The organism is Streptococcus caecimuris, from assembly GCF_943193075.1.
GTDB classification, from domain to species: domain Bacteria; phylum Bacillota; class Bacilli; order Lactobacillales; family Streptococcaceae; genus Streptococcus; species Streptococcus caecimuris.
This window is the reverse complement of sequence record NZ_CALPCT010000017.1, coordinates 1-22,497: the sequence shown is the minus strand read 5'-3', so window position 1 is coordinate 22,497 and position 22,497 is coordinate 1. Positions and strand designations below refer to the sequence as shown.

Annotated in this window: 23 protein-coding genes; 19 read left to right on the top strand and 4 right to left on the bottom strand. The window is 42.4% G+C overall.

Annotation, left to right across the window (positions count from 1 at the left end; translation table 11 throughout):
* Positions 1–6 precede the first annotated feature (6 nt).
* A complete protein-coding gene (locus NFR56_RS07500; RefSeq protein WP_070586618.1) occupies positions 7–894 on the top strand; it encodes an ROK family protein in 888 nt (295 codons plus the stop codon).
* A gap of 97 nt (positions 895–991) precedes the next feature.
* On the opposite strand, the gene NFR56_RS07495 is transcribed toward NFR56_RS07500, so the two are convergent.
* Complete coding sequence (locus NFR56_RS07495) at positions 992–1,831, bottom strand: MurR/RpiR family transcriptional regulator (RefSeq protein ID WP_070586617.1); 840 nt, start codon at positions 1,829–1,831, stop codon at positions 992–994.
* Between the two features lie 293 nt (positions 1,832–2,124).
* Between NFR56_RS07495 and NFR56_RS07490 the strand changes: the two genes are divergently transcribed.
* The 11 genes from NFR56_RS07490 to NFR56_RS07440 all read left to right on the top strand — a co-directional run bounded on the left by NFR56_RS07490 (position 2,125) and on the right by NFR56_RS07440 (position 13,021).
* Complete coding sequence (locus NFR56_RS07490; protein ID WP_049523811.1) at positions 2,125–2,448, top strand: hypothetical protein; 324 nt, start codon at positions 2,125–2,127, stop codon at positions 2,446–2,448.
* Positions 2,438–4,399: a V-type ATP synthase subunit I gene (locus NFR56_RS07485; RefSeq protein WP_251458485.1), complete on the top strand. Its 1,962-nt coding sequence runs from the start codon at positions 2,438–2,440 to the stop codon at positions 4,397–4,399. The genes NFR56_RS07490 and NFR56_RS07485 overlap by 11 nt, the downstream gene beginning before the upstream one ends.
* A gap of 30 nt (positions 4,400–4,429) precedes the next feature.
* A complete protein-coding gene (locus NFR56_RS07480) occupies positions 4,430–4,909 on the top strand; it encodes a V-type ATP synthase subunit K (RefSeq protein ID WP_003009435.1) in 480 nt (159 codons plus the stop codon).
* 70 nt (positions 4,910–4,979) lie between these two features.
* Positions 4,980–5,570 (top strand): V-type ATP synthase subunit E family protein, encoded by a 591-nt coding sequence (locus tag NFR56_RS07475; protein WP_251458482.1) that lies wholly within the window; start codon positions 4,980–4,982, stop codon positions 5,568–5,570.
* Between the two features lie 9 nt (positions 5,571–5,579).
* Entirely contained in the window at positions 5,580–6,599 is a 1,020-nt protein-coding gene (locus tag NFR56_RS07470; RefSeq protein WP_251458479.1) for a V-type ATPase subunit, read from the top strand.
* Positions 6,580–6,900, top strand: a complete 321-nt coding sequence (locus NFR56_RS07465) for a V-type ATP synthase subunit F (protein WP_003009443.1) — start codon at positions 6,580–6,582, stop codon at positions 6,898–6,900. Before NFR56_RS07470 ends, NFR56_RS07465 begins: the two co-directional genes overlap by 20 nt.
* Positions 6,897–7,601: a GNAT family N-acetyltransferase gene (locus NFR56_RS07460; RefSeq protein WP_251458462.1), complete on the top strand. Its 705-nt coding sequence runs from the start codon at positions 6,897–6,899 to the stop codon at positions 7,599–7,601. The genes NFR56_RS07465 and NFR56_RS07460 overlap by 4 nt, the downstream gene beginning before the upstream one ends.
* Positions 7,602–7,634: 33 nt before the next feature.
* Positions 7,635–9,425 (top strand): V-type ATP synthase subunit A, encoded by a 1,791-nt coding sequence (locus tag NFR56_RS07455; protein WP_251458459.1) that lies wholly within the window; start codon positions 7,635–7,637, stop codon positions 9,423–9,425.
* On the top strand, positions 9,412–10,797 hold the full coding sequence (locus NFR56_RS07450) for a V-type ATP synthase subunit B (protein ID WP_003002370.1): 1,386 nt from the start codon (positions 9,412–9,414) through the stop codon (positions 10,795–10,797). The genes NFR56_RS07455 and NFR56_RS07450 overlap by 14 nt, the downstream gene beginning before the upstream one ends.
* Before the next feature lie 3 nt (positions 10,798–10,800).
* Complete coding sequence (locus tag NFR56_RS07445) at positions 10,801–11,424, top strand: V-type ATP synthase subunit D (protein WP_003002380.1); 624 nt, start codon at positions 10,801–10,803, stop codon at positions 11,422–11,424.
* Between the two features lie 472 nt (positions 11,425–11,896).
* Positions 11,897–13,021 carry a LysM peptidoglycan-binding domain-containing protein gene (locus NFR56_RS07440; protein WP_118228636.1) on the top strand — a complete coding sequence of 375 codons (1,125 nt, stop codon included), beginning with the start codon at positions 11,897–11,899 and terminating at the stop codon, positions 13,019–13,021.
* An 86-nt stretch (positions 13,022–13,107) separates the two neighbouring features.
* Here the strand turns inward: NFR56_RS07440 and NFR56_RS07435 are convergent, their stop codons facing one another.
* Positions 13,108–14,277: a CynX/NimT family MFS transporter gene (locus NFR56_RS07435; protein WP_251458447.1), complete on the bottom strand. Its 1,170-nt coding sequence runs from the start codon at positions 14,275–14,277 to the stop codon at positions 13,108–13,110.
* An 831-nt stretch (positions 14,278–15,108) separates the two neighbouring features.
* On the opposite strand from NFR56_RS07435, the gene NFR56_RS07430 reads away from it, so the two are divergent.
* From NFR56_RS07430 to NFR56_RS07405, 6 genes are all read left to right on the top strand, one after another.
* Entirely contained in the window at positions 15,109–15,390 is a 282-nt protein-coding gene (locus NFR56_RS07430) for an autorepressor SdpR family transcription factor (RefSeq protein WP_003009465.1), read from the top strand.
* The gene (locus NFR56_RS07425; RefSeq protein ID WP_251458445.1) at positions 15,377–16,012 is read left to right on the top strand and encodes an SdpI family protein; all 636 of its coding nucleotides are present in this window, start codon (positions 15,377–15,379) and stop codon (positions 16,010–16,012) included. The genes NFR56_RS07430 and NFR56_RS07425 overlap by 14 nt, the downstream gene beginning before the upstream one ends.
* Positions 16,013–16,892: 880 nt before the next feature.
* Positions 16,893–17,096, top strand: coding sequence for a hypothetical protein (locus NFR56_RS07420; RefSeq protein WP_049472641.1), 204 nt, complete (start codon positions 16,893–16,895; stop codon positions 17,094–17,096).
* On the top strand, positions 17,089–18,075 hold the full coding sequence (locus tag NFR56_RS07415) for an ABC transporter ATP-binding protein (RefSeq protein WP_003010129.1): 987 nt from the start codon (positions 17,089–17,091) through the stop codon (positions 18,073–18,075). Before NFR56_RS07420 ends, NFR56_RS07415 begins: the two co-directional genes overlap by 8 nt.
* Entirely contained in the window at positions 18,072–18,866 is a 795-nt protein-coding gene (locus NFR56_RS07410; protein ID WP_003013825.1) for an ABC transporter permease, read from the top strand. Before NFR56_RS07415 ends, NFR56_RS07410 begins: the two co-directional genes overlap by 4 nt.
* A gap of 1 nt (position 18,867) precedes the next feature.
* On the top strand, positions 18,868–19,653 hold the full coding sequence (locus tag NFR56_RS07405) for an ABC transporter permease (RefSeq protein WP_003013947.1): 786 nt from the start codon (positions 18,868–18,870) through the stop codon (positions 19,651–19,653).
* Positions 19,654–20,132: 479 nt separating this feature from the next.
* Here NFR56_RS07405 and rpmG read toward each other — a convergent pair whose 3' ends face one another.
* On the bottom strand, positions 20,133–20,282 hold the full coding sequence (rpmG, locus tag NFR56_RS07400) for a 50S ribosomal protein L33 (protein WP_001265622.1): 150 nt from the start codon (positions 20,280–20,282) through the stop codon (positions 20,133–20,135).
* A 15-nt stretch (positions 20,283–20,297) separates the two neighbouring features.
* Positions 20,298–20,480, bottom strand: a complete 183-nt coding sequence (gene rpmF, locus NFR56_RS07395) for a 50S ribosomal protein L32 (RefSeq protein ID WP_003009516.1) — start codon at positions 20,478–20,480, stop codon at positions 20,298–20,300.
* Positions 20,481–20,694: 214 nt separating this feature from the next.
* Here rpmF and ilvD point away from each other — a divergent pair, with 214 nt between their 5' ends.
* A complete protein-coding gene (gene ilvD, locus NFR56_RS07390; protein ID WP_004219590.1) occupies positions 20,695–22,398 on the top strand; it encodes a dihydroxy-acid dehydratase in 1,704 nt (567 codons plus the stop codon).
* The last annotated feature ends 99 nt before the right edge of the window (positions 22,399–22,497 follow it).

Here is a 22,497-nt window from a genome sequence, read left to right as displayed (position 1 = left end):
GTCTAGATGAATCCATATGTTGTAATTGATATCGGAGGGACCAGTATCAAGTATGGTCTAGCCGATGCAAAAGGGCAACTCCTAGAGACCCATGAAATGCCAACGGAGGCCCAAAAAGGAGGACCTCACATTCTTAACACAACAAAGGAAATCGTAGCCCGTTATTTGAAGAAGCATCCCTTGGCAGGGGTTGCGATTTCTTCGGCCGGAATGGTAGATCCTGATAAAGGAGAAATCTTTTATGCAGGCCCACAAATTCCCAACTATGCAGGCACCCAATTCAAAAAGGAAATCGAAGAGACCTTTCAGATCCCTTGCGAGATTGAAAATGATGTTAACTGTGCCGGTCTCGCAGAGGTCACCACAGGCCATGCAAAAGGATCGAACAATGCTGTTTGCTTGACGATTGGAACAGGGATCGGCGGTTGCCTCTTGCTTGATGGTCAGGTCTTTCATGGTTTTAGCAATTCAGCCTGTGAGGTTGGCTATCTTCATTTGCCAGACGGTGCCTTTCAGGATCTAGCTTCAACGACGGCTTTGGTCGAGTATGTGGCAGAACATCATGGTGATCCTGTGGAACAGTGGAATGGTCGCCGGATCTTCAAGCAGGCAACTGAAGGAGATAAGATCTGTATGGCTGGAATTGATCGGATGGTGGCCTATCTCGGAAAAGGACTGGCCAATATCGCCTATGTGGTCAATCCAGAGGTCATCGTTCTTGGAGGGGGGATTATGGCTCAGGAAGCCATCCTCAAGCCAAAAATCTATCAAGCCCTGTGTGCCGAATTGGTTCCTAGCCTAGCAGATAAGATCCGTTTGGAATTTGCCCACCATCAAAACGCCGCAGGTATGTTGGGGGCTTACTATCACTTTAGACAAAAACATGAAACATAAAACAAGTCGCGTTGGCGACTTGTTTTTGATTCATCAAAAAAAGCATGAAAGATGAAGAAAGCCTGATCTTTCATGCTTTTTAAATAGGGAGACCATATTAGGATTTTCGAGAACGTTGACTAGAAAGCTTTTTGTTTTCCCAGTAGCTATTAAAGACAATTTCCTTTTGTTCTCGGCTTTTATTAAGGAAATGAGCATAGATCAAATCGACCACAATGAGGAGTGGTAAAATTGCGGAAATTCGATCGATATAGGTACTACTAGGAAGAGGTGCGGCCGGTAACACTTCTGTGAATCCTTGGTGGATGGCGGCCGGGTTAGCCGTCACAAGAACCGTTTTAGCCCCTTTTTCTTTGGCGTCCAGGAGACTGTCTGTAATGGAGTTGGTGCCTCCTGACAATGAGAAACCGATGACTAAACAAGAGGAATCGAGAATACTGGTCGTCCAAGCAAAGCCATCTTGATCAGTCAAGGCTTCACAAACGACGCCCAGTCGCATAAAGCGCAATTTCATTTCTCGAGCAACTAAACCGGAACTACCGATCCCGAAGAAATAGACTCGGTCTACTTGATCGATTAGTTCAGCTACCCGATCTAATTGGGAATCTTTTACCAGACTTTCAGTGACGTTACTGATATGGTGGTAGCGTTGCAAGACGCTCAGCGTCAGCTCGTCATGCTCTTGCACCTGTTTTTGATTTTTGGTTTCTTCGTTAAAGTGATAGACAAATTCCCGATAGCCGGAAAAACCACATTTTTGAGAGAAACGCGTCAAAGCTGCCTTTGAGACATGGAGTAACTCCGTTACACGAGAAGAGGACAGGGAGTGCTGTCGTGCTTCGGATGATAAAAAATATTGGGCAATGTCGCGTTCCATATCCGTTAACTCAGCTTCATGGCTGGCGATAATGGCGCGTAAATCTTGATCTTGTTTCACAGCAATCCTCCTTTCTCACGAGATGAAATAACAGGATACTCCTATAATATATTACACATTATAACATGGGTAACCGCTTTATTCAAGTAAAAGAAATCAAGAAATACTGAAACTAGGAACAGGATATGCGAAAAGAAGAGAACGCTACCAATCTTGGCAGTAGGGGCTTGCTGGCTGTCCAAAATTTTCTGAAAATTCCCGGTTGGGCCTGAACAAACGATATGAATTGTGGTATAATTTAAGATAATTGTACTGTTGTTGGAAGAACAATAGTTGAATAAGGAGGTGTGACGATGTCGAATGCAACACTCGAGATGATGCAAGAGATCGAGCAAGCTGCTCAGGGAGTGATCGCTACTTATGAAGATCAGGTCGAGCAAGTCCGTACGGATTCGCGCGATCGCCTTGCAACAGTGGCGCAGCATTACGATGAGGAAACCAAGCAATTGGTCACAGAGGCAGAAAAAAACGCCCAGGAAAGACTCGTCCGTTTAACGAAAGATCTGGAAGAAACGGTTGCGCGCAATGATGCCAAGGTACAACAGGCGATGACCGACAAGCGAGCTGGGTTAGTTGAAGCCATTGTAGAAAAGGTGGTAGCAAGCTATGGCCGTTAGTCAGATGCAAAAACTGTCCCTCATCTTGCCCAAAGATGACTTGGACAGTCTCCTACTAGCGCTACAGTCTGAGGCAAAAATCCAGATTTATGACCTCAGTGAGCATGAAGAGTGGCAGGCTGCCTTTGAGGCAAATACCTTGTCTCAACCCTTGACAGAGGACAATCGTCAAGCCTTGGTAGAACTGCAAAAACGTCAAGAACAAGTTGAAAAAATGATTCAGACTCTAGAGCCCTACATGCCTGAGAAGAAGGCTTTGCAAGCTCTAAAGGAAGAACCCTTAAGCTTGTCTTTTGATGACTTGCAGGCCCACGGGATGATTCGAGATGAGGATCTTCTATTGACCAAGTTGAAACGCCAATTGCGCGTGTTAGACAAGGCTCGTCAGAAGATTGCGGATGCAAAGGCAGAGATAGAGCGCTTAGAAAAATGGCGACCGTTAGAGGTGACACCAGCTGCCCTCGCTACCTTTCACTATGTGCATGGCTTGATCGGGACGATCCCGAATAGCGATACAGACGCCGTTCGTTCTTCTTTAAAAGCTCATCCTGAGCTGGAGTTAGAAGAAGTCTTTACGTCTGAAACCGAACACGGTTATGTCATCTTGTATCGCTCGGGAGATCGTGTAGCTGTTCAGGAGCTTCTGGAAGATCATGGGTTCAAAGAATTGGACTATGAAGAAGAGCAGGTCCCAGCCGCCTACTTGGATCGCCTAGAAGGGGAAATCAAAGAGCAAGAAGCTGTAGTTGCAGCAACCCTAGCAGAGTTGCAAAACTCCCAGAAGGAGTTGGACCAGCTCAAGTACCAGATGGATTACTTGCTGAGTTCGGGAGCTCGTGAGGAAGCTAAGTCGCTTCTTGCCAGCACGCAAAGCTTGGTAGCCCTAGAGGGTTGGATTGAAACATACCAAGTGGGCTCGTTGCGAGACTTCTTGCAAGAAGGTTTTGGTTCTCGGGTCTTACTAGAGACGCGAGATGTGACGGAAAAAGATTGGGATGACGTTCCGATCCAGTTGCGAAATAATGCCTTGGTAGAGCCCTTTGAATTAGTCACAGAGATGTACGCCCTGCCTAAGTATTACGAGAAAGATCCGACACCGATCGTTTCTCTCTTCTACTTTGTTTTCTTTGGCATGATGGTCGCAGATATCGGTTATGGACTGTTGCTAACGGTAGCGACAGGCTTTGCCCTTAAAGCCTTCAAGCTCAAGCCTAGTACAGCCAAGAACCTTCGTTTCTTCAGTCTTCTCGGAATTTCAGTTGCCCTTTGGGGTGTGGTCTATGGCTCTTTCTTTGGATTTGAGATGCCTTTTGCCTTGATCAGTACGACCAGCAACGCCATGACCATCCTAATCCTCTCAGTGGTCTTTGGTTTTGTCACTGTCTTAGTGGGCCTCTTCCTAGGGGGAATGAAAAATGTTCGCCTCAAAGACTACACGGAAGCCTATAATGCGGGCTTTGCTTGGGTCTTGATCCTACTTGGTTTAATGCTTCTAGCTGTAGGCAATATCTTGCCAGGAATGAGCATTTTAGTCCCGATTGGCAAGTGGTTAGCTATTTTGAATGCCATTGGGATCTTGATTGTTTCCATTGTCAGTGCCAAGAAGCTGTCCGGCTTAGCTTCTGGTCTCTTTAACCTCTACAATGTTAGTGGATATGTTGGAGACTTGGTCAGCTTCACTCGTTTGATGGCCTTGGGCTTGTCTGGAGCGAGTATCGGTTCGGCCTTCAACCTCATTGTCAATCTCTTCCCACCGCTTGGACGGTTTACGGTAGGGCTTCTGCTCTTTATCGTCCTCCATGCCATTAATATGTTCCTGTCCTTCTTGTCAGGATATGTGCATGGAGCCCGTTTGATCTTTGTGGAGTTCTTCGGTAAGTTCTACGAAGGAGGAGGCAAGCCATTTCGTCCTCTCAAACCTTCTGAACGCTATATTAAAACAAAAAAATAAGTATTATCTTTAATAAATAGGAGTATATTCATGGAATCTTTAGCATCATATTTTTCAGCCCATGGGGGCGCCTTCTTTGCAGCATTTGGTGTGGCGATCGCCGTTGCACTTAGTGGAATGGGATCTGCCCTTGGGGTTGGTAAAACGGGTCAAGCAGCAGCAGCGCTCTTGAAAGAACAACCTGAAAAATTTGCCCAAGCCTTGATTTTGCAATTGTTGCCAGGTACACAAGGTTTGTACGGTTTCGTTATCGGGATCTTGATCTGGTTGCAAATTAAGCCAGATATGCCACTTGAAACAGGGGTTGCATACTTCTTTACAGCTCTTCCAGTTGCGATCGTTGGTTATTTCTCAGCCAAACACCAAGGAAATGTAGCGACAGCAGGGATGCAAATCTTGGCCAAACGCCCTGAAGACATGATGAAAGGGGTTATCCTTGCGGCCATGGTTGAAACCTACGCCATCTTGGCCTTCGTTGTGTCCTTCCTATTGACTCTACGCGTCGGCTAAGAGCTAGCTTTGATGAATTTGCCTTACGAGGCGAAAAACACAAGACGCATGCAATAGGAGAAAAAACGATATGGATGAACAAACCCAATTAAAGGATTCGATCTTGGCCCAAGCCCACGAAAAGGGGCGTAAACTCTTAGAAGAGGCCAAGGAAACCATCCTAAAAGAAGAGACTGCACAAGAAGAGCGTTTGATCCAAGACAAACTCAATCAACGCTCCGAGCAGCTCAAGCGGATTCAACGTCAATTGCAACGTGAAACCCAACAAATCGAAAATAAAAAACGCCAATCAACCCTTGTCACCAAGCAACGAGTCTTAAAGGATCTCTTTGCGGATGCTTATGAAGCGATGGTGGCTTGGCCCCTTGAAAAGGAAATGCAGTTTGTAGATACGGTCTTAGATCGCTATCAGGGACAAGTTGTGACCCTGACCTTTGGGGCGGTGAGCGCTGCTAAATTTGATTCAGCAGCTCTCGAGAGATTGAAGCAGACGCATCAGAATGTGACAGTTGCAGATGTGACGGTCCCAGCTCAAGCAGGCTTTGTCTTGTCGGTTGGGAAGATTGATGACAACTATCTCTACCGTGATTTGGTGGATTCCATTTGGGAGCAAGAAAGCTACCAGATGGCAGCCAGCATTTTCACAGATGAAGAGAACTAGGAGGTTGCAATGAGCGAACGGACCTATTCTCAAGTCAATACAGGAATCAGCGTACGTGAGGCTAGTTTTGTCAGTCCCAGTCAGTTCGAGCAGTTGCTTGCAAGTCCCTCAAGCGAGAGTCGAGAAGGTTTGCTACAAGGGACACCTTATGCTTTAGACAGCCACGAGATCAAGGATTTATCAGCCCTTGAAGCCCGCCTGATGGCAGCTTTGTTGGCAGAATACCAATGGGCTTTTGAAGTGGCCCCTCAGTCAGACCTGGTTAGCCTCTTCACCTTGAAGTACACCTATCATAATCTCAAGGTTTATCTGAAAAATAAGGCGACAGAGCGCAAGTTGGGGCACTTATTGATCCCTATCGGTCCTTATTCTCTCGATGTGCTCGAGCATTTGGTGGCGACCTTTTCTGCGGAGCATTGTCCGGCCTTTATGGCGGAAGAAGTGGCTGCAACCTGGCAAGAATTCCAAGATTATCAGGACTTGCGGGTCCTCGAAATCGGGATGGACTTAGCTTATTTTAAACACCTGAGATACTTAGGGGACAGCCTAGATCATCCGATTCTGAAGCAGTTGGTGGACGTGACCATTGACTTTTACAATGCGATTACAGTTAAGCGGGCCTTGGATCAGCAAAAACCGCATAGCTTTATGCACCAATTGCTCTCAGATGAAGGGAGCCTCAGTGCCCATCAGGTGATCGACCTGCTAGAATCCGGTCAGTGGTTGACCTGGTTTTATCAAGTCAATCCGCTAGAGTACGATCTCGCTTTAGAGACTTATGAAGAAAAGATGCGCACCGGTCAACTAAAGACCGTAGAGTTGGAGTATTTAGAGAGTTTGGTGAAATTCAGTCTTCTAGACGCTGGCCGTTTTGAAGTTGATGGACCACTCCCTCTTGTTCGTTATCTTTACGGAAAAGAGTTAGAGGTGACCAACCTTCGTTTGGTCCTCTCTGGTTTGGACAATGGTTTTCCGCTAGCAGACATCAAAGAAAGGATGAGACCGATTTATGGACAAACAGACCTATAAAATCGCCGTTGTGGGCAATCGGGACGCCATCCTTCCTTTTCGCCTGATTGGCTTTCAAACCTATCCGGTCACAGAGCCACAAGAAGCGATCAATACCCTGCGAAAACTCAGTCGGGAAAACTTCGGGATTATCTACCTGACAGAGGATATTGCTCAGGCTATTCCAGATACAGTGGCGTTTTACGACCAGCAGCTGACACCGGCTCTGATTCTTATCCCGACCCATAGAGGGACTACGGGACTGGGCCAACAGCGGATTCGTGATAATGTCGAAAAAGCAGTAGGACAGGATATTTTATGAGAACAAATGAATTTGGCCAAACGATTGGCGATGCACTGCCGGATTTTACTCCGGGGCGTCTGCCAGCTATTGAGCGGATTGAAGGTCGCTATACCGTGATCGAGCGCCTCTCAAAAGAAAAACATGGAGCATATCTTTATCAGGTCTACGGGCCGGACTCTCCAGCAGCGATGTGGACCTTTCTATTCAAAGGCCCTGCCCGCAATGAAGAGGAGTGGGACCACCTATTAGATGATCTCATGACAGCCCAAGGTCGCTTTTACTATGCGATTGTAGACAAAGATTCAGGCAAGGCTTTGGGGACTTTCTCTCTCATGCGGATCGATCAAGCCAATCGGGTGATCGAAGTCGGAGCAGTGACCTACTCACCAGCGCTCCAAAAGACACGCATGGCTACAGAAGCCCAGTATCTCTTAGCGCGCTACGTGTTTGAAGATTTAGGATACCGCCGCTATGAGTGGAAATGCGATGCCTTAAACCAAGCATCTCGCAAAGCAGCTGAGCGCTTAGAGTTCACCTATGAAGGCTGTTTCCGTCAGGCTGTTGTTTATAAAGGTCGTACCCGTGATACAGACTGGTTGTCTATCATTGACCAAGAATGGCCAGCTATCAAACAGCGCTTCGAAGCTTGGTTGGATCCAAGCAACTTCGAAGCCAATGGCCAACAAAAGCAAGCTCTAAGAGAGATAGCGCAAAAGTAAAATAAAGAAACAAAGGATTCCCAGGAGGAATACATGACTCAAGGAAAAATTATCAAAGTTTCCGGTCCCTTGGTGGTCGCATCAGGGATGCAGGAGGCCAATATTCAAGATATTTGCCGGGTCGGCGATCTTGGTTTGATTGGTGAAATTATTGAGATGCGGCGTGACGAAGCTTCTATCCAAGTATATGAAGAAACGTCTGGAGTCGGTCCAGGAGAACCAGTGGTCACAACCGGAGCTCCCCTTTCTGTTGAATTGGGGCCAGGTTTGATCTCTCAGATGTTTGACGGGATCCAACGCCCCTTGGAACGTTTCCAAGAAGTTACTGCCAGTGACTTTTTGGTTCGTGGGGTGCAAGTTCCGAATCTAGATCGGGACACCAAATGGGCCTTCGAACCAAGCGTGACTGAAGGGACAGAGGTAGTTGCAGGAGACATCGTCGGTACCGTTCAAGAGACCAATATGGTGGAACACCGCATCATGGTACCCTTTGGTGTCAGTGGACGTGTGATCAAGATCGCAGCAGGTTCTTACACAGTGGAAGAGCCGGTCTATGAGATCGAGCAGGCAGATGGTAGCCTCTTTACTGGGACCCTGATGCAAAAATGGCCGGTTCGTCGAGGCCGTCCCTTTGCACAAAAACTCATTCCAGTAGAGCCTTTGGTTACCGGTCAACGGGTCATCGATACCTTCTTCCCTGTGACAAAAGGTGGAGCTGCAGCTGTTCCTGGTCCTTTCGGAGCTGGGAAAACAGTTGTGCAACACCAGGTGGCTAAGTTTGCCAATGTAGACATCGTAATTTACGTGGGTTGTGGGGAACGTGGAAATGAAATGACGGACGTTCTGAATGAATTTCCAGAATTGATCGATCCAACGACTGGTCAATCCATCATGCAACGGACCGTTCTGATCGCCAACACTTCGAACATGCCAGTAGCGGCGCGTGAAGCTTCCATCTACACAGGGATTACCATTGCCGAATACTTCCGTGATATGGGCTATTCCGTTGCCATCATGGCTGATTCGACATCGCGCTGGGCAGAAGCTCTCCGTGAAATGTCTGGTCGTCTAGAAGAAATGCCAGGGGATGAAGGCTACCCAGCCTATCTTGGTAGCCGAATTGCCGAATACTACGAGCGGGCCGGTCGAGTCAAGACACTTGGAACCACTGCGCGTGAAGGTTCGATTACCGCTATCGGTGCCGTTTCCCCTCCGGGTGGAGATATTTCAGAGCCCGTGACGCAAAACACCCTGCGGATCGTCAAGGTTTTCTGGGGCTTAGATGCTCAATTGGCGCAACGCCGCCATTTCCCAGCAATCAACTGGTTGAGTTCTTATTCGCTTTACCAAGATGAAGTTGGTCGCTATATCGATTTACATGAACAAATCAGCTGGTCTGAAAAAGTGACCCGCGCTATGAACTTGCTTCAAAAGGAAAGTGAATTGCAAGAAATCGTCCGCTTGGTTGGTCTAGATTCCTTGTCTGAAAAAGACCGCTTGACCATGAATGCGGCCAAGATGATCCGCGAAGACTACCTGCAACAAAATGCCTTTGATGAGGTCGATACCTATACCTCTTTCAGCAAGCAGGTGGCCTTGTTGACAAACATTTTAACCTTTGACCAAGAAAGTCAAAAAGCACTGGAATTAGGGGCTTACTTCACAGAAATCATGGAAGGAACTGTAACTCTTCGGGACCGTATTGCCCGTAGCAAGTTCATCCATGAGGATCAGTTGGCAACCATTCAAGACCTGAAAGAAGAAATTGTAGAAACCCTACACCAAATCGTCGCAAAAGGAGGAGTAGACAATGAGCGTGATTAAAGAATACCGTACTGTTAGCGAAGTTGTTGGCCCCTTGATGATTGTCGATCAGGTCGAAGGGGTTCACTACAATGAACTGGTAGAAATCAAGCTTCATGATGGAACGACCCGTCAGGGACAAGTCCTCGAAGTCCAAGAAGACAAGGCCATGGTCCAGCTCTTTGAAGGATCTAGTGGGATCAATTTGGAAAAAGCCAAGGTCCGCTTTACCGGACGTCCCCTAGAACTTCCTGTGTCTGAAGACATGGTCGGACGCATCTTTAACGGGATGGGGAAACCCATCGATGGCGGTCCGGAGATTATCCCAGAGAAATACTTGGACATTGATGGACAAGCTATTAACCCTGTTTCGCGGGACTATCCGGATGAATTTATCCAGACAGGAATCTCAGCCATTGACCATTTGAATACCTTGGTTCGGGGCCAAAAACTCCCAGTATTCTCAGGTTCTGGTCTTCCTCACAAGGAGTTGGCGGCTCAGATTGCTCGTCAAGCGACGGTTCTTAATTCTGAAGAAAACTTCGCCGTGGTCTTTGCGGCTATGGGAATCACCTTTGAAGAAGCCGAGTTCTTTATGAACGACCTTCGGGAAACTGGGGCCATTGACCGCTCTGTTCTCTTTATCAACCTAGCCAATGACCCAGCTATTGAGCGGATTGCGACTCCTCGGATCGCCTTGACAGCTGCCGAATATTTAGCCTATGAAAAAGATATGCACGTCTTGGTTATCATGACGGATATGACCAACTACTGTGAAGCCCTTCGGGAAGTATCTGCTGCCCGCCGGGAAGTTCCAGGTCGTCGGGGCTATCCAGGTTACCTTTATACTAACCTCTCAACCCTCTACGAACGTGCAGGACGCTTGGTTGGAAAGAAAGGATCTGTGACCCAAATTCCGATCCTCTCCATGCCAGAAGATGACATCACCCACCCCATCCCTGACTTGACAGGCTACATCACAGAAGGCCAGATTATTCTGTCCCGTGATCTCTACAATAGTGGTTACCGTCCACCGATCAATGTTCTTCCATCCCTTTCTCGTTTGAAGGACAAGGGTTCTGGTGAAGGCAAGACTCGGGAAGACCATGCGGCGACCATGAACCAGCTCTTTGCGGCCTATGCCCAAGGAAAACAAGCCAAAGAACTGGCTGTAGTGCTTGGGGAGTCTGCCTTGTCAGATACCGACAAGCTCTATGTTAAATTTACGGACCGCTTTGAGCAGGAATACATCAACCAAGGCTTCACAACCAATCGGACGATTGAGGAAAGTTTGGATCTCGGTTGGGAACTCTTATCCATCCTTCCAAGAACAGAGCTTAAACGGATCAAGGATGAGATGATTGACAAGTATCTGCCAAACAAAGAGGATTAGCCTATGGCACGATTAAATGTAAAACCAACTCGGATGGAGCTTAATATTCTCAAAGAGCGCCTCAAGACAGCAACCCGGGGGCACAAGTTGCTCAAGGATAAGCGGGATGAACTTATGCGCCGTTTTATTGAAGCTGTGCGAGAGAATAATCGTCTGCGCCAAAAGGTGGAGGCAGCGCTGGTGGGCAATATGCAAGATTTCGTGATGGCCAAGTCCTTAGAGAGTGACCTTATGGTAGAAGAAATCTTCGCTGTACCGACTCGAGAAGTGATGCTCCATATCGAGGAAGAAAATGTCATGAGTGTGCGCGTGCCCAAGCTCCATGCCCGTATCGATAATCCATACGGAGATGATGAAGGGGACGTGGTTTATAGCTACCTCGCCTCCAACAGTCAAATGGACAGCACCATCCAAGAAATGGGGGATCTACTCCCAGATTTGCTCAAGTTAGCGGAAATCGAAAAAAGCTGCCAACTCATGGCAGATGAAATCGAGAAAACCCGCCGTCGAGTGAACGGACTCGAGTATGCGACCATCCCAGACCTCAAAGAGACTATCTATTATATCGAAATGAAACTCGAAGAAGCCGAACGCGCCAACCTCGTCAGAATCATGAAGGTAAAATAAGATACAAAGCCCGTAAAATGCAAAGTGAAAATAGGGAGCAGGACAGAAGCACTGTTGTATAGAATGCTTCGTTGTCCTGCCCCCACAAGGCTGATTAGGATTTTTCCGAGCTCTTAAAGCGAGAGAAAAATCCAATCAGCTACTGTGCCTTTGAAGTTAGTACTATTACAGTTTGCGTTTTTCACCCAGCTTTTCAGCCGGCCTCAATTACTTAAAAAAGACAAGAACCTCATCGAGGAACCGCTCCTTGATGAGGCTTTTTTACGCCCTCGCCCTCTTCTTCCACCACCCTCTTTTTATGTTACTAGTTTATAACAATGTGACAAGAAAGACGAAATGTTACAAGAAAAATACAGTTTTGTTAAATAGCCAAAAAGGCCTTTTATTATTTTTAAATTGTGATAAGATAGTATAGTAGTTCATTTGTTCAAGAAAATCTTGAACAAAAAACAAAGAAAAAAGAGGATAAAAGATGAAATTAAAAGTTAATACGAAAGCCTTGATCGCTTCAACAGTAGCTCTTGCAGTGATTCCATTTACAAAAGCCACTGCAGAAACACTTGAAGATTGGGTAGCTCGCTCAGTAGATGAAATCAAACATGATATCCAACAAAGCGGTGAAAACCAACAAACTTATACCATCAAATATGGTGATACATTGAGTTCGATCGCAGAAGCGCTTGGAATCGATGTACATGTGTTGGCAAACTTAAACAACATCAGCAACATGGATTTGATCTACCCAGGTACTGTTTTGAAAACAACAGTAAATGATCAAAAAGAAGTAACTTCAGTTGAAATCCAAACTCCTCAAGCAGGTGCGACAGATGCAACCGTTGCAAGTGCTGACTTGACAACAAACCAAGTGACAGTTGATGACCAAACAGTCGCTGTCAACGATTTGTCTAAACCAGTAAACGAAGATAACAAAGCTGTTCCAGTTGCTCCAGCAGCTGAAACTCAAGAAGCCCCAGCGGAAGCTCCTGTAGTTGAAGTACCAGCAGCAGAAACACCAGCACAACCAGCTGTTCCAGAAACACCAAACTACGGTGCTCCAGCTGTCAATGTTGAAGTTCAAAATCAAGAAGTAGCGCCAGCTGCTCCTCAATCTGCTCCAGCAACCGAAGCTCCTGCAGAAACACCAGCTTCTGCTCCTGAAGCTCCAGCAGCACAACCAGCAGTAGAAACTGCTGCAGCACCTGAAGTGCAACCAGTAGCATCAACTCCAACAAGCGGAAATACTATTCCAACTGATCCAAATCTTCAACCTCAAGCGGAAGCTTTCCGTCAAGAAATTGCAGCGAAATTCGGTATCACAAACATCGGTGGTTACCGTGAAGGGGATCCAGAAGACCATGGTAAAGGACTTGCAGTAGACGTGATGGTTCCAACAAATTCAGAGCTTGGAGATCAAGTTGCACAGTATGCGATTGATAACATGGACCGTGCAGGTATCTCATATATTATCTGGAAACAACAATTCTACATGCCAGTAAATAACATTTACGGACCAGCTAATACATGGAACCAAATGCCGGACCGTGGTGGAGATACAGCAAACCACAACGACCACGTACATATCTCATTTAACGGATAATAAAACTTTGAACTAGGACAAGTGCCTAGTTCTTTTTTTGTATGCACAAAAAAGGCCGGAAGACGAATCTTCCAGCCAGACGATGATTATAAAATATGATCGACTTTTTCCACCTGATAAAGGGCAATCGCCATGATAATGGTTAAGACCAGGAGCATAAGAATGGCAGGTGTCCAAGAGTGGAAGAGAGATTTGCTGTAGCCGAAGAGGATGGGACCAAAGGCTGCAAAGACGTAGCCTCCTGTTTGGGCAAGACCGGAAAGTTGAGCTGTTTTTTCAGGTGTGCTGGATTTCATAGAGAAAGCGACCATGAGGTAAGGGAAAAGCGAACTAACGGAACTTCCAATCAGGGCATTTAATACCAACCAGTAGAAGAAGTTGCTGGTCGGGATTAAGAGCATGGCTACCCCCAGAATCCCTGCTCCGACAACAATCGTCAGCATCAAGCGTCGATTGCGATCGGATAATCGTGTCGTTAAACTTGGGATCGTCAAGGAGAATGGGAGACTGATCAAGGTAAATACTGAAGCCAGTAGTCCAGATTCAACCTTTGAAAGGCCAGCTTGAACAGCCATGGTCGGAAGCCAGGTCATACTTGTGTAGAAAAGCAGTGACTGCAAGCCTCCAAAAATCATGATAGCCCAGACATACTTATTGGTATACCACTTGCTACTAGATTCTGTAGTAGCCGTCTTTTTTAGATGGTGGTTGTAGCGAAGGTTAGGAATCCAGATGACCAAAGCAAGAGCACATAAGGCTGTCAAGATGTTGACCAAACCTTGCCAAGAAGTGGCTTTGGTGATCGGAACAGCGACAGAAGAGGCGATCGCTGTGGACATCCCCATAGAAGTGATGTACAAAGTGGTCAGAATGCCTAGTTGGCGGGGTCTGTTCGCCTGAATCAGGCTTGGAAGCAACACATTGAGAAAGGCGATGCCAGCTCCAATCAAGATGGTTCCCAGATAGAGGAAGGGGAGGTTGATAATCCGAATGGCAGATCCGATCGTAATCGCGATCAAAACTAGGAAAAAGAGGCGCTCAATCCCCAACTTTTTAGCAAATTGAATCGCAAAAGGTGAGAAAATGGCAAACGTGAGAAGTGGTAAGCTAGTCAATAGTCCCAGAGAGCTCACATCTACCCCAAAACCAGCAGCGATGTCAGACAAGACCGTCGGAAGCGTAGTAAATGGTGTTCGTAAAACAATCCCAAGCATAATGATGCCCGGGATGAATAGCGTAGAATGTGTTTTTTTCATAAATCCTCCTCAGACAAAAATTCTCTTCATTATAACATAGATCGAGTATAAATTGGAGTATTTGTACAAATGAAGGGTAAGGAACGTAGTTCTCACTCCCATAGAAAAAGCCACCGGTTTTGGTGGCTCTTATAGGGAGATTATTATGAAAAAGTTTAGGATTTTCTATCAAACAAAGTTAGGAGGTCTTTATTTGATGGTTTTATTATAAGGCGGTTTGCTTAAAGAAATCTTAAGAAAAGGTTGTGTTTAAAAAATAGGTCTTAAGTCTGACAAAATGCATTAATCATCATTCCAAACAGTAAAATTACTTATTCCATTCTAAGGAACGTAGTTCTCACTGTCGTTCGAACTGCATCAACGTACCTAAGCTCGTTTAAGCCCCTATTGGACTTGACTCACTAAGAATAGGTTAGTAATAATTGTATAACGCAGTGGTTGATTGGTATCTTTGTTCGCTCTTATAGCTCCAAAGATAACCTAATCAACTGTGCGGGGGTGAGACAACGAACAATTTTAAATAATTGTTCTGTCTCACTCCCATAGAAAAAGCCACCGGTTTTGGTGACTCTTATAGGGAGATTATTATGAAAAAGTTTAGGATTTTCTATCAAACAAAGTTAGGAGGTCTTCATTTGATGGTTTTATTATAAGGCTGATTTCTTAAAGAAAACTTAAGAAAAGACGCTGTTTATAAGAATCGGTCTTAGGTCTGATATTTTTTTACAACAGAAGCTATTTAGATTTTTTTCTAAATAGAGTTGACAAACCCATCCGAAAGTACTAGAATCTATTTAGAAAGATTTCTAAATAGATTAGAGGAGATAGAGAATGAATTTTGCGCAAACATTTAAAGCTTTATCGAATCCGATAAGAAGAAGTATCTTAGAACTGCTAAAGGCGGGGAAATTATCTGCTGGTGATATCGCTGGCCACTTTGATGTAGCAGGAGCGACCATTTCCCATCATTTAAGCCTCCTCAAGCAGGCAGATTTAATTCGAGAGGAAAAAGAGAAGAATTTTATCTACTATGAACTCAATACTTCTGTCTTGGAGGATTTAATGGTCTGGCTCGTTGATTTGAAAGGAGACTCTACTGATGAAAACGAATAAAAAACTATTGCTATTAACTTCTATGGTGATCCTTTTACCCATGCTTTGGGGGTTGATAATTTGGCCACAATTGCCTAACCAAATCCCGATTCATTTCAATTTTGCCGGCCAGGCCAATAACTTCCAATCGAAACCCCTGGTTGTGTTTGGTCTTCCTATTTTCGATCTCATGGTGCATTTGTTTATGATCTTTATGATCGGTCGCGATTCTAAGAATAGCGCTATGAATGAAAAAATGATCAGAGCGATTTACTGGTTGACCCCAATCGTTTCCTTAAGTACCTCCTATCTCATCTATAGCAAGGCGCTAGGATCTACTACCAATCCATCAGTTTTTGTTTCGGTTCTGCTAGGGCTCATCTTTGTGATCATGGGCAATTACATGCCTAAGTTGAAAGTGAATCACACGGTTGGAATCCGTTTGCCTTGGACCTTACAGAGTGAAGATAACTGGCACAAAACCCATCGCTTGGCAGGGAAGTTGTGGGTCCTCGGAGGTTTGATCCTTCTGCTTGAAGCAGGCCTTCAATTCGCGCTTTCTTATGTACTGGTGCTGGTCATCCTCGCCATTGTGGTTATCCCTATGGTGTACTCTTATCAATTAAGTCGGAAAAATCGTTAGTATGAAAAACAACCAGAGAAGAAGCCAGTCGGGAACGGTTTCTTTTCCGGTTGTTTTTGTTTGTTCATCGTTTCAAATTCAAAACGTTCAGGAAAATACGAATTTTTCGGAAAGCTTATAGTATATTCTTTACACTTGGCTACTATATTCTATTTTCAGACAGAATAGTATCTTTCTGGATAGTTGACTCAGTTTTCTTCCATTATATACTATTATTGAAGGAAAACCATTGATAAATTATAATTGTAAATAAAATATTTAAAGTAATTTCCCTATTTCGCTTAAACTTATTCATATTTTATGAAATTAATCAGTAGATATCGTTCTGAAAATCCTTGGTATTACATTGTTTTTAGTCCAACTGAAACCCATGCTTTCCAAACCAGGTCTTAAGAAAGCTCGTAAAGCATCACAATTATCAAAACGTTAATCAACACGCTTATATCAACGTTTACAGACATTTAAGAAATTTCTCTTGGATGTCTTTTTTTGTCTAGCTAAATTTTACAAATTGGGCAATTTAGGTTACTCAATAATATAAAAAAGATAAAAATTTAAAGTTCGAATTTTAATTTTAAAAAAAGTAATTATTATTGAATATCTGTTCAAACATTTTTTTCTAAGGTTAATATAAGTATATATACTTTAAAAAAGGAAGTCAAACATCTTGCTCATAGATTTTTGCATTTTTAAAAAATACATTTTGTCATATAATAATGTGGAAAATTGACGGATTCCTTACATAATCATATAATATGAATATGTAAACCCTTACATACTATTCTACTTATACTTGATAAAATGCAAGTTCTTGAGGATCTATAAATATATAGACACTCTTCTATTTATAAAGTGAAATAAAGAATCACGGAGAAAGTTTATGGATATTAAAGAGACATTCAACCAGCTAGACAATACAAAATTTAATGATTTCAATAATCGCCTTGAAGGTTTTGAGAAACTTTTTAAAGACAAAAATTATTTTACCCATCCCGAAGATTTTAGCTCAATCTTTAGCATTTTGGTAAAGTATGGAAAAAGTACAAGTAAATATATTTTATCGAAAGGAGAGATATATGAGTGAAATAGTTATTAATGCTCAGAATTTATCTAAAAATTTTTATAATTTTGATTCAAGACTCCCATTTATCAAGAGATTTTTGAAACGTAATCAAATAACGATTCGAGCTGTTCAAGATATTAGTTTTACGATTAAGAGAGGGAGTATAGTTGGCTTTATTGGGAGTAATGGAGCTGGTAAATCCACAACGATTAAAATGTTGACTGGGACTCTTTATCCTAGTTCCGGAAAATTAGAAGTGAATGGAGAAATTCCATTTAAAAGAAGTATAAATTTTAGAAAAAAAATTTCAATAGTAGTAGGAAATAAATTACAGTTATTTCAAGATGTTTCGGCTATGGATTATTTTCAATTGATTGGTACTTTATATGAGGTAGAACCGGCGATTTTACAAGAACGAATTCAGGAATTAAGCAATTTGTTGAATGTAAAAGATCAGCTTTACCAGCAGGTCCGGACCCTCTCTCTTGGACAAAAAATGAAAATGGAGTTTATCGCGGCATCTTTAACAAGTCCGGAAATATTATTTTTAGACGAGCCTACTATAGGGTTAGATATACAGTCTAAAAAAGATATCAGAACATTTTTAAAGAAAATGAATGAAGAATGTCATACTACTATTATTTTAACGAGTCATGATATGGATGATATTTCGTCTGTTTGTGACGAATTAATCGTCATTGACAAAGGAAAAATTATTTTGCAGGAGTCAATGGATGTTATTTTATCTAAATTTTCTGATTTTAAATATTTAAAGATAAAAATGACATTAGATTTGGTACCAGAGTTATGCTCTGTTAAAGGAGTAGTAGTCATTTCTCAAACAAAATCGGAATGTATACTAAAAATACCTAGAGATTTTGTCTTTGAGACATTAGAATCAATCAATAAGCTTGTAGATATAGAAGATTTTGAAATATCAAATCTTTCTTTAGAAGAAATTATTTTACAAAACTATTTTACAAAAAAGGAGCACAATTGAAAAAAGAAATGTCTATTATTCTGATATCATTTCGATCTATTTTGAACTATAAATCAAGTGTACTATTGTTAATGTTACAGGCAAGTATACAAATTATGATATCAGTATTTTTATGGACGTATATATATCAGAGTAACCAGATAAATATAGCAGGATATGATTTTACCTCAATGGTTCAATACTATTTGGGGACTATAATTTTTTCATATTTTGTTTTTTATCCAGTTGATTGGGAAATCAATGACGATGTTCATTCAGGAAATTTTTTTAGCATATTAATAAAACCTGTTACTTTTTATAAGTATTATTTTTGTAAAATGCTTGGAGATAGGCTTGCTCATTTATTATTTATCATCATTCCTGTCATTTTATTCTCCAGTGTTTATTACAAGAATGAGTTATTAACCATTGAAATTCTTATTTTAGGAAGTATTGCAATTATTCTATCTATGGTTCTATGGTTTTTAATATCATGTTGTGTAGGTATGCTTTCTTTTTGGTTAGAAAATATATTTTTTGTCCTTACTGTTAAAGAAATAGTAATTCAGTTTTTATCAGGAATATTATTGCCTTTAAGTTTTTTTTCAAATAATTTTCGTCTGTTTTTAGATGTATTACCTTTTAAATACTTAGTATATGAACCGCTTCAGATGTTTAGTAATGATACATATAAATTAATAGACTATTTGAGAATTATTTGTATTCAATTGATTTGGTGCATCATTTTTTATATTATATCAAGATTCATATTGAGAAAAGGAGTGGAGCACTTCTCAAATGTGGGAGGATAAAATGTTTAGAATAAAAGTAATTTTTAGGCTACTTCATTTTGGTTTTAAATCTGATATGAATTTTCATTTTGACTTCTTTTGTGGTCTATTTTCGTCGATACTGTGGATTGGTTTACCTATTGTATTTTTTAGATTGATTTTCTTAAACATAGACTCTTTTAATGGTTGGGACTATTATCAAATTTTATTTTTGGTAGGTTCCTACACTATTGTAGATGGAGTTATGATGGGATTGTTAATTAGAAGTATGGGAATTTTAGAATCAGATATTTTGAGTGGTAACTTGGATCAAATTTTATTGAGGCCGTTTGATACTCAGTTGTTCTATATTTTTAGATCATTTAATTTAGTTCAATTCGTGAATACTTTTTTTGGTCTTGCGATCATTTTTATAAGTTATGGAAATTTAAATGTACATTTAAATTCATTAAAAATATTATTTTATATCCTTTCTTTAATGTGTGGTTGTATTATATATTATTCAATTTGGTTTCTAATAACGATTAGTTCATTTTGGTTCCCAACTAAATTTTCAAAAGTAGATGTATTTTTGAATTATATTGGAATTTCTAAGTATCCATATAATATTTTTACAGGTATTAACAGATTGATCACTATGTTATTTGTTCCCAATTTATTAATTGCCAATCCTGCAGTATTAATATTTTTAGGGAAAGATACATTGAACCTATTTTTCTATCAAATAGTTTTTACAGTTTTTTTGATTATTATCAGTCGTACAATTTTTAGAAAAGGATTGAAAAAATATGAAAGTGCAGGAAGATAAACAATGTTGTTCAGTTATATGTTTGACTAAAGGAAGTGATTCGCTGTACTTTGTTTTGTGGTCATTGAAACATCAGATAATTATAAACTATAATTTAAAGAATAGTATTATTAACTTATAGGTGCTAAGAAAAAATTTAAAGAAATTCCCTCATTCAATCAAACTTATTCATATTTTTTAAAATAAGAAAATAGTTGGATTTTGATGATGGTTGATATAAAGCTAAACTGAAAGTACCTGAAATCCAACTGTGTCAAACCAGGTCATACGATCTGTGAGAAAAAGAACACATAACAAAAAGAGGAGCTTCACAATAAAGTTCCTCTTCTTTTATATATCCGAATCATTATTCTTATTTCAAAAAAGGTAGTGAAAAAGGTAGTGATTCGGTTGATTTATATTGCAATGTAGTGAAATTTAGAATTTCAAGAATCGCTTAAAATCAAGGTTTCTAACATCTATTGACGTGTAGTGAACCCCTATTTCACCTCTGTAAACACAACGTGTTTGCGAAGTTTTGGTGAGTATTTCTTCAATTGAAGACGGTCTGGAGTGTTACGTTTGTTTTTAGAAGTAAGGTACAAGCGTTCACCAGATTCTTTGTGTTCAAGTGTAATATTTACGCGCATGGTATCTCCCTTCTATTATTCAGCTGATGCAGCTTTAGCGATCTTACGTCCTTTGTAGTATCCTTTAAGTGATACACGGTGTGAACGTGAGTAATCTCCAGTTGCTTCGTCAAAGTTTACAGATGGAGCTGTTACTTTGTAGTGCGTACGACGTTTGTTTTTCTTCGCTTTTGATGTGCGACGTGCAGGTACTGCCATTTCGTTATTCTCCTTTTAAGATATAAATTCAATTAGGTTTGATTTTCATCAACTTTAACAGTATAACAAAACTTTTTTGTAAAGTAAAGTTACTTGACAAAAAAATTGAAATTTTTGGGAAAAGTTTCTTCTCCCTGGTTGATCTCAAAGTTTGGATCTGTCTTTGGGCCTTCTTTTATGCTATAATGGTAAAAAATGAAACGAGAGGAATGACATGACAGAATTAGACAAACGCCATCGTAGTAGTGTCTACGATAGCATGGTAAAATCTCCCAACCGTGCCATGCTTCGCGCGACGGGAATGACCGATGAAAGTTTTGAGAAACCGATTGTCGGAGTGATTTCGACATGGGCGGAAAATACTCCTTGTAACATCCACCTCCACGATTTTGGAAAACTGGCCAAAGAAGGTGTGAAAGATGCAGGAGCTTGGCCGGTCCAATTTGGCACCATTACAGTTGCGGACGGGATCGCTATGGGGACACCAGGGATGCGCTTCTCCTTGACGTCACGTGATATCATTGCGGATTCTATCGAAGCTGCTATGGGTGGTCACAACGTCGATGCCTTTGTAGCCATCGGTGGCTGTGATAAGAACATGCCTGGTTCCATGATTGCCATTGCCAATATGGATATCCCAGCGATCTTTGCTTATGGTGGGACCATTGCTCCAGGGAATCTCGATGGAAAAGATATCGACTTGGTTTCTGTTTTCGAAGGGATCGGGAAATGGAACCATGGTGATATGACTGCTGAAGAAGTAAAGCAACTAGAATGTAATGCCTGCCCTGGCCCTGGTGGCTGTGGTGGTATGTATACGGCCAATACCATGGCGACAGCGATCGAGGTCCTTGGTATGAGCTTGCCAGGTTCCTCTTCTCACCCTGCTGAATCAGCTGATAAAAAAGCCGATATCGAAGAAGCAGGTCGTGCAGTTGTCAAAATGCTTGAAATGGGACTGAAGCCATCTGATATCTTGACTCGTGAAGCCTTTGAAGATGCGATTACAGTGACCATGGCACTGGGTGGATCCACCAATGCGACTCTTCACTTGCTTGCGATCGCTCATGCGGCCAATGTGGACTTGACCCTTGAAGACTTCAATGATTTCCAAGAGCGCGTGCCTCACTTGGCTGACTTAAAACCATCAGGTCAATACGTCTTCCAAGACCTTTACAATGTCGGTGGTGTGCCAGCCGTCATGAAATACCTTCTTAAGAATGGTTTCCTTCACGGGGATCGCATCACATGTACTGGTAAAACAGTAGCTGAGAACTTGGAAGCCTTCGCTGATTTGACACCAGGTCAAAAAGTTATCATGCCACTTGAAAATCCTAAACGTGCAGATGGTCCATTGATCATCTTGAAAGGGAACTTGGCTCCAGAAGGGGCGGTTGCCAAAGTATCAGGTGTGAAAGTTCGTAACATCACTGGACCTGCTAAGGTCTTTGACTCGGAAGAAGCAGCCATTGAAGCGGTTCTTTCGGATGAAATCGTGGATGGCGACGTTGTTGTTGTTCGTTTTGTAGGACCTAAGGGTGGTCCTGGTATGCCGGAAATGCTGTCCTTGTCATCTATGATCGTTGGGAAAGGCCAAGGAGACAAGGTGGCCCTCTTGACAGACGGACGTTTCTCTGGTGGGACTTACGGTCTCGTTGTTGGTCACATTGCGCCTGAAGCTCAGGTCGGTGGCCCAATCGCCTACCTCCACACAGGGGATCTGGTAACAGTAGACCAAGATACCAAAGAAATCACCATGCACGTTTCAGACGAAGAGTTGGCGAAACGGAAGGCGGAAACAACCTTGCCACCACTGTATAGCCGTGGGGTTCTCGGTAAATACGCCCATATCGTTTCTTCCGCCTCTCGTGGTGCTGTGACCGACTTCTGGAATATGGAACAGTCTGGTAAACAGTAATTACAAGGACGACTTTGTCCAAAGAGAGAGTGGGACAGAAATCGGTAATTCGTTAGAATTCGATTTCGTCGTCCCACCTCCGCACAGTTGAGTAGGGCT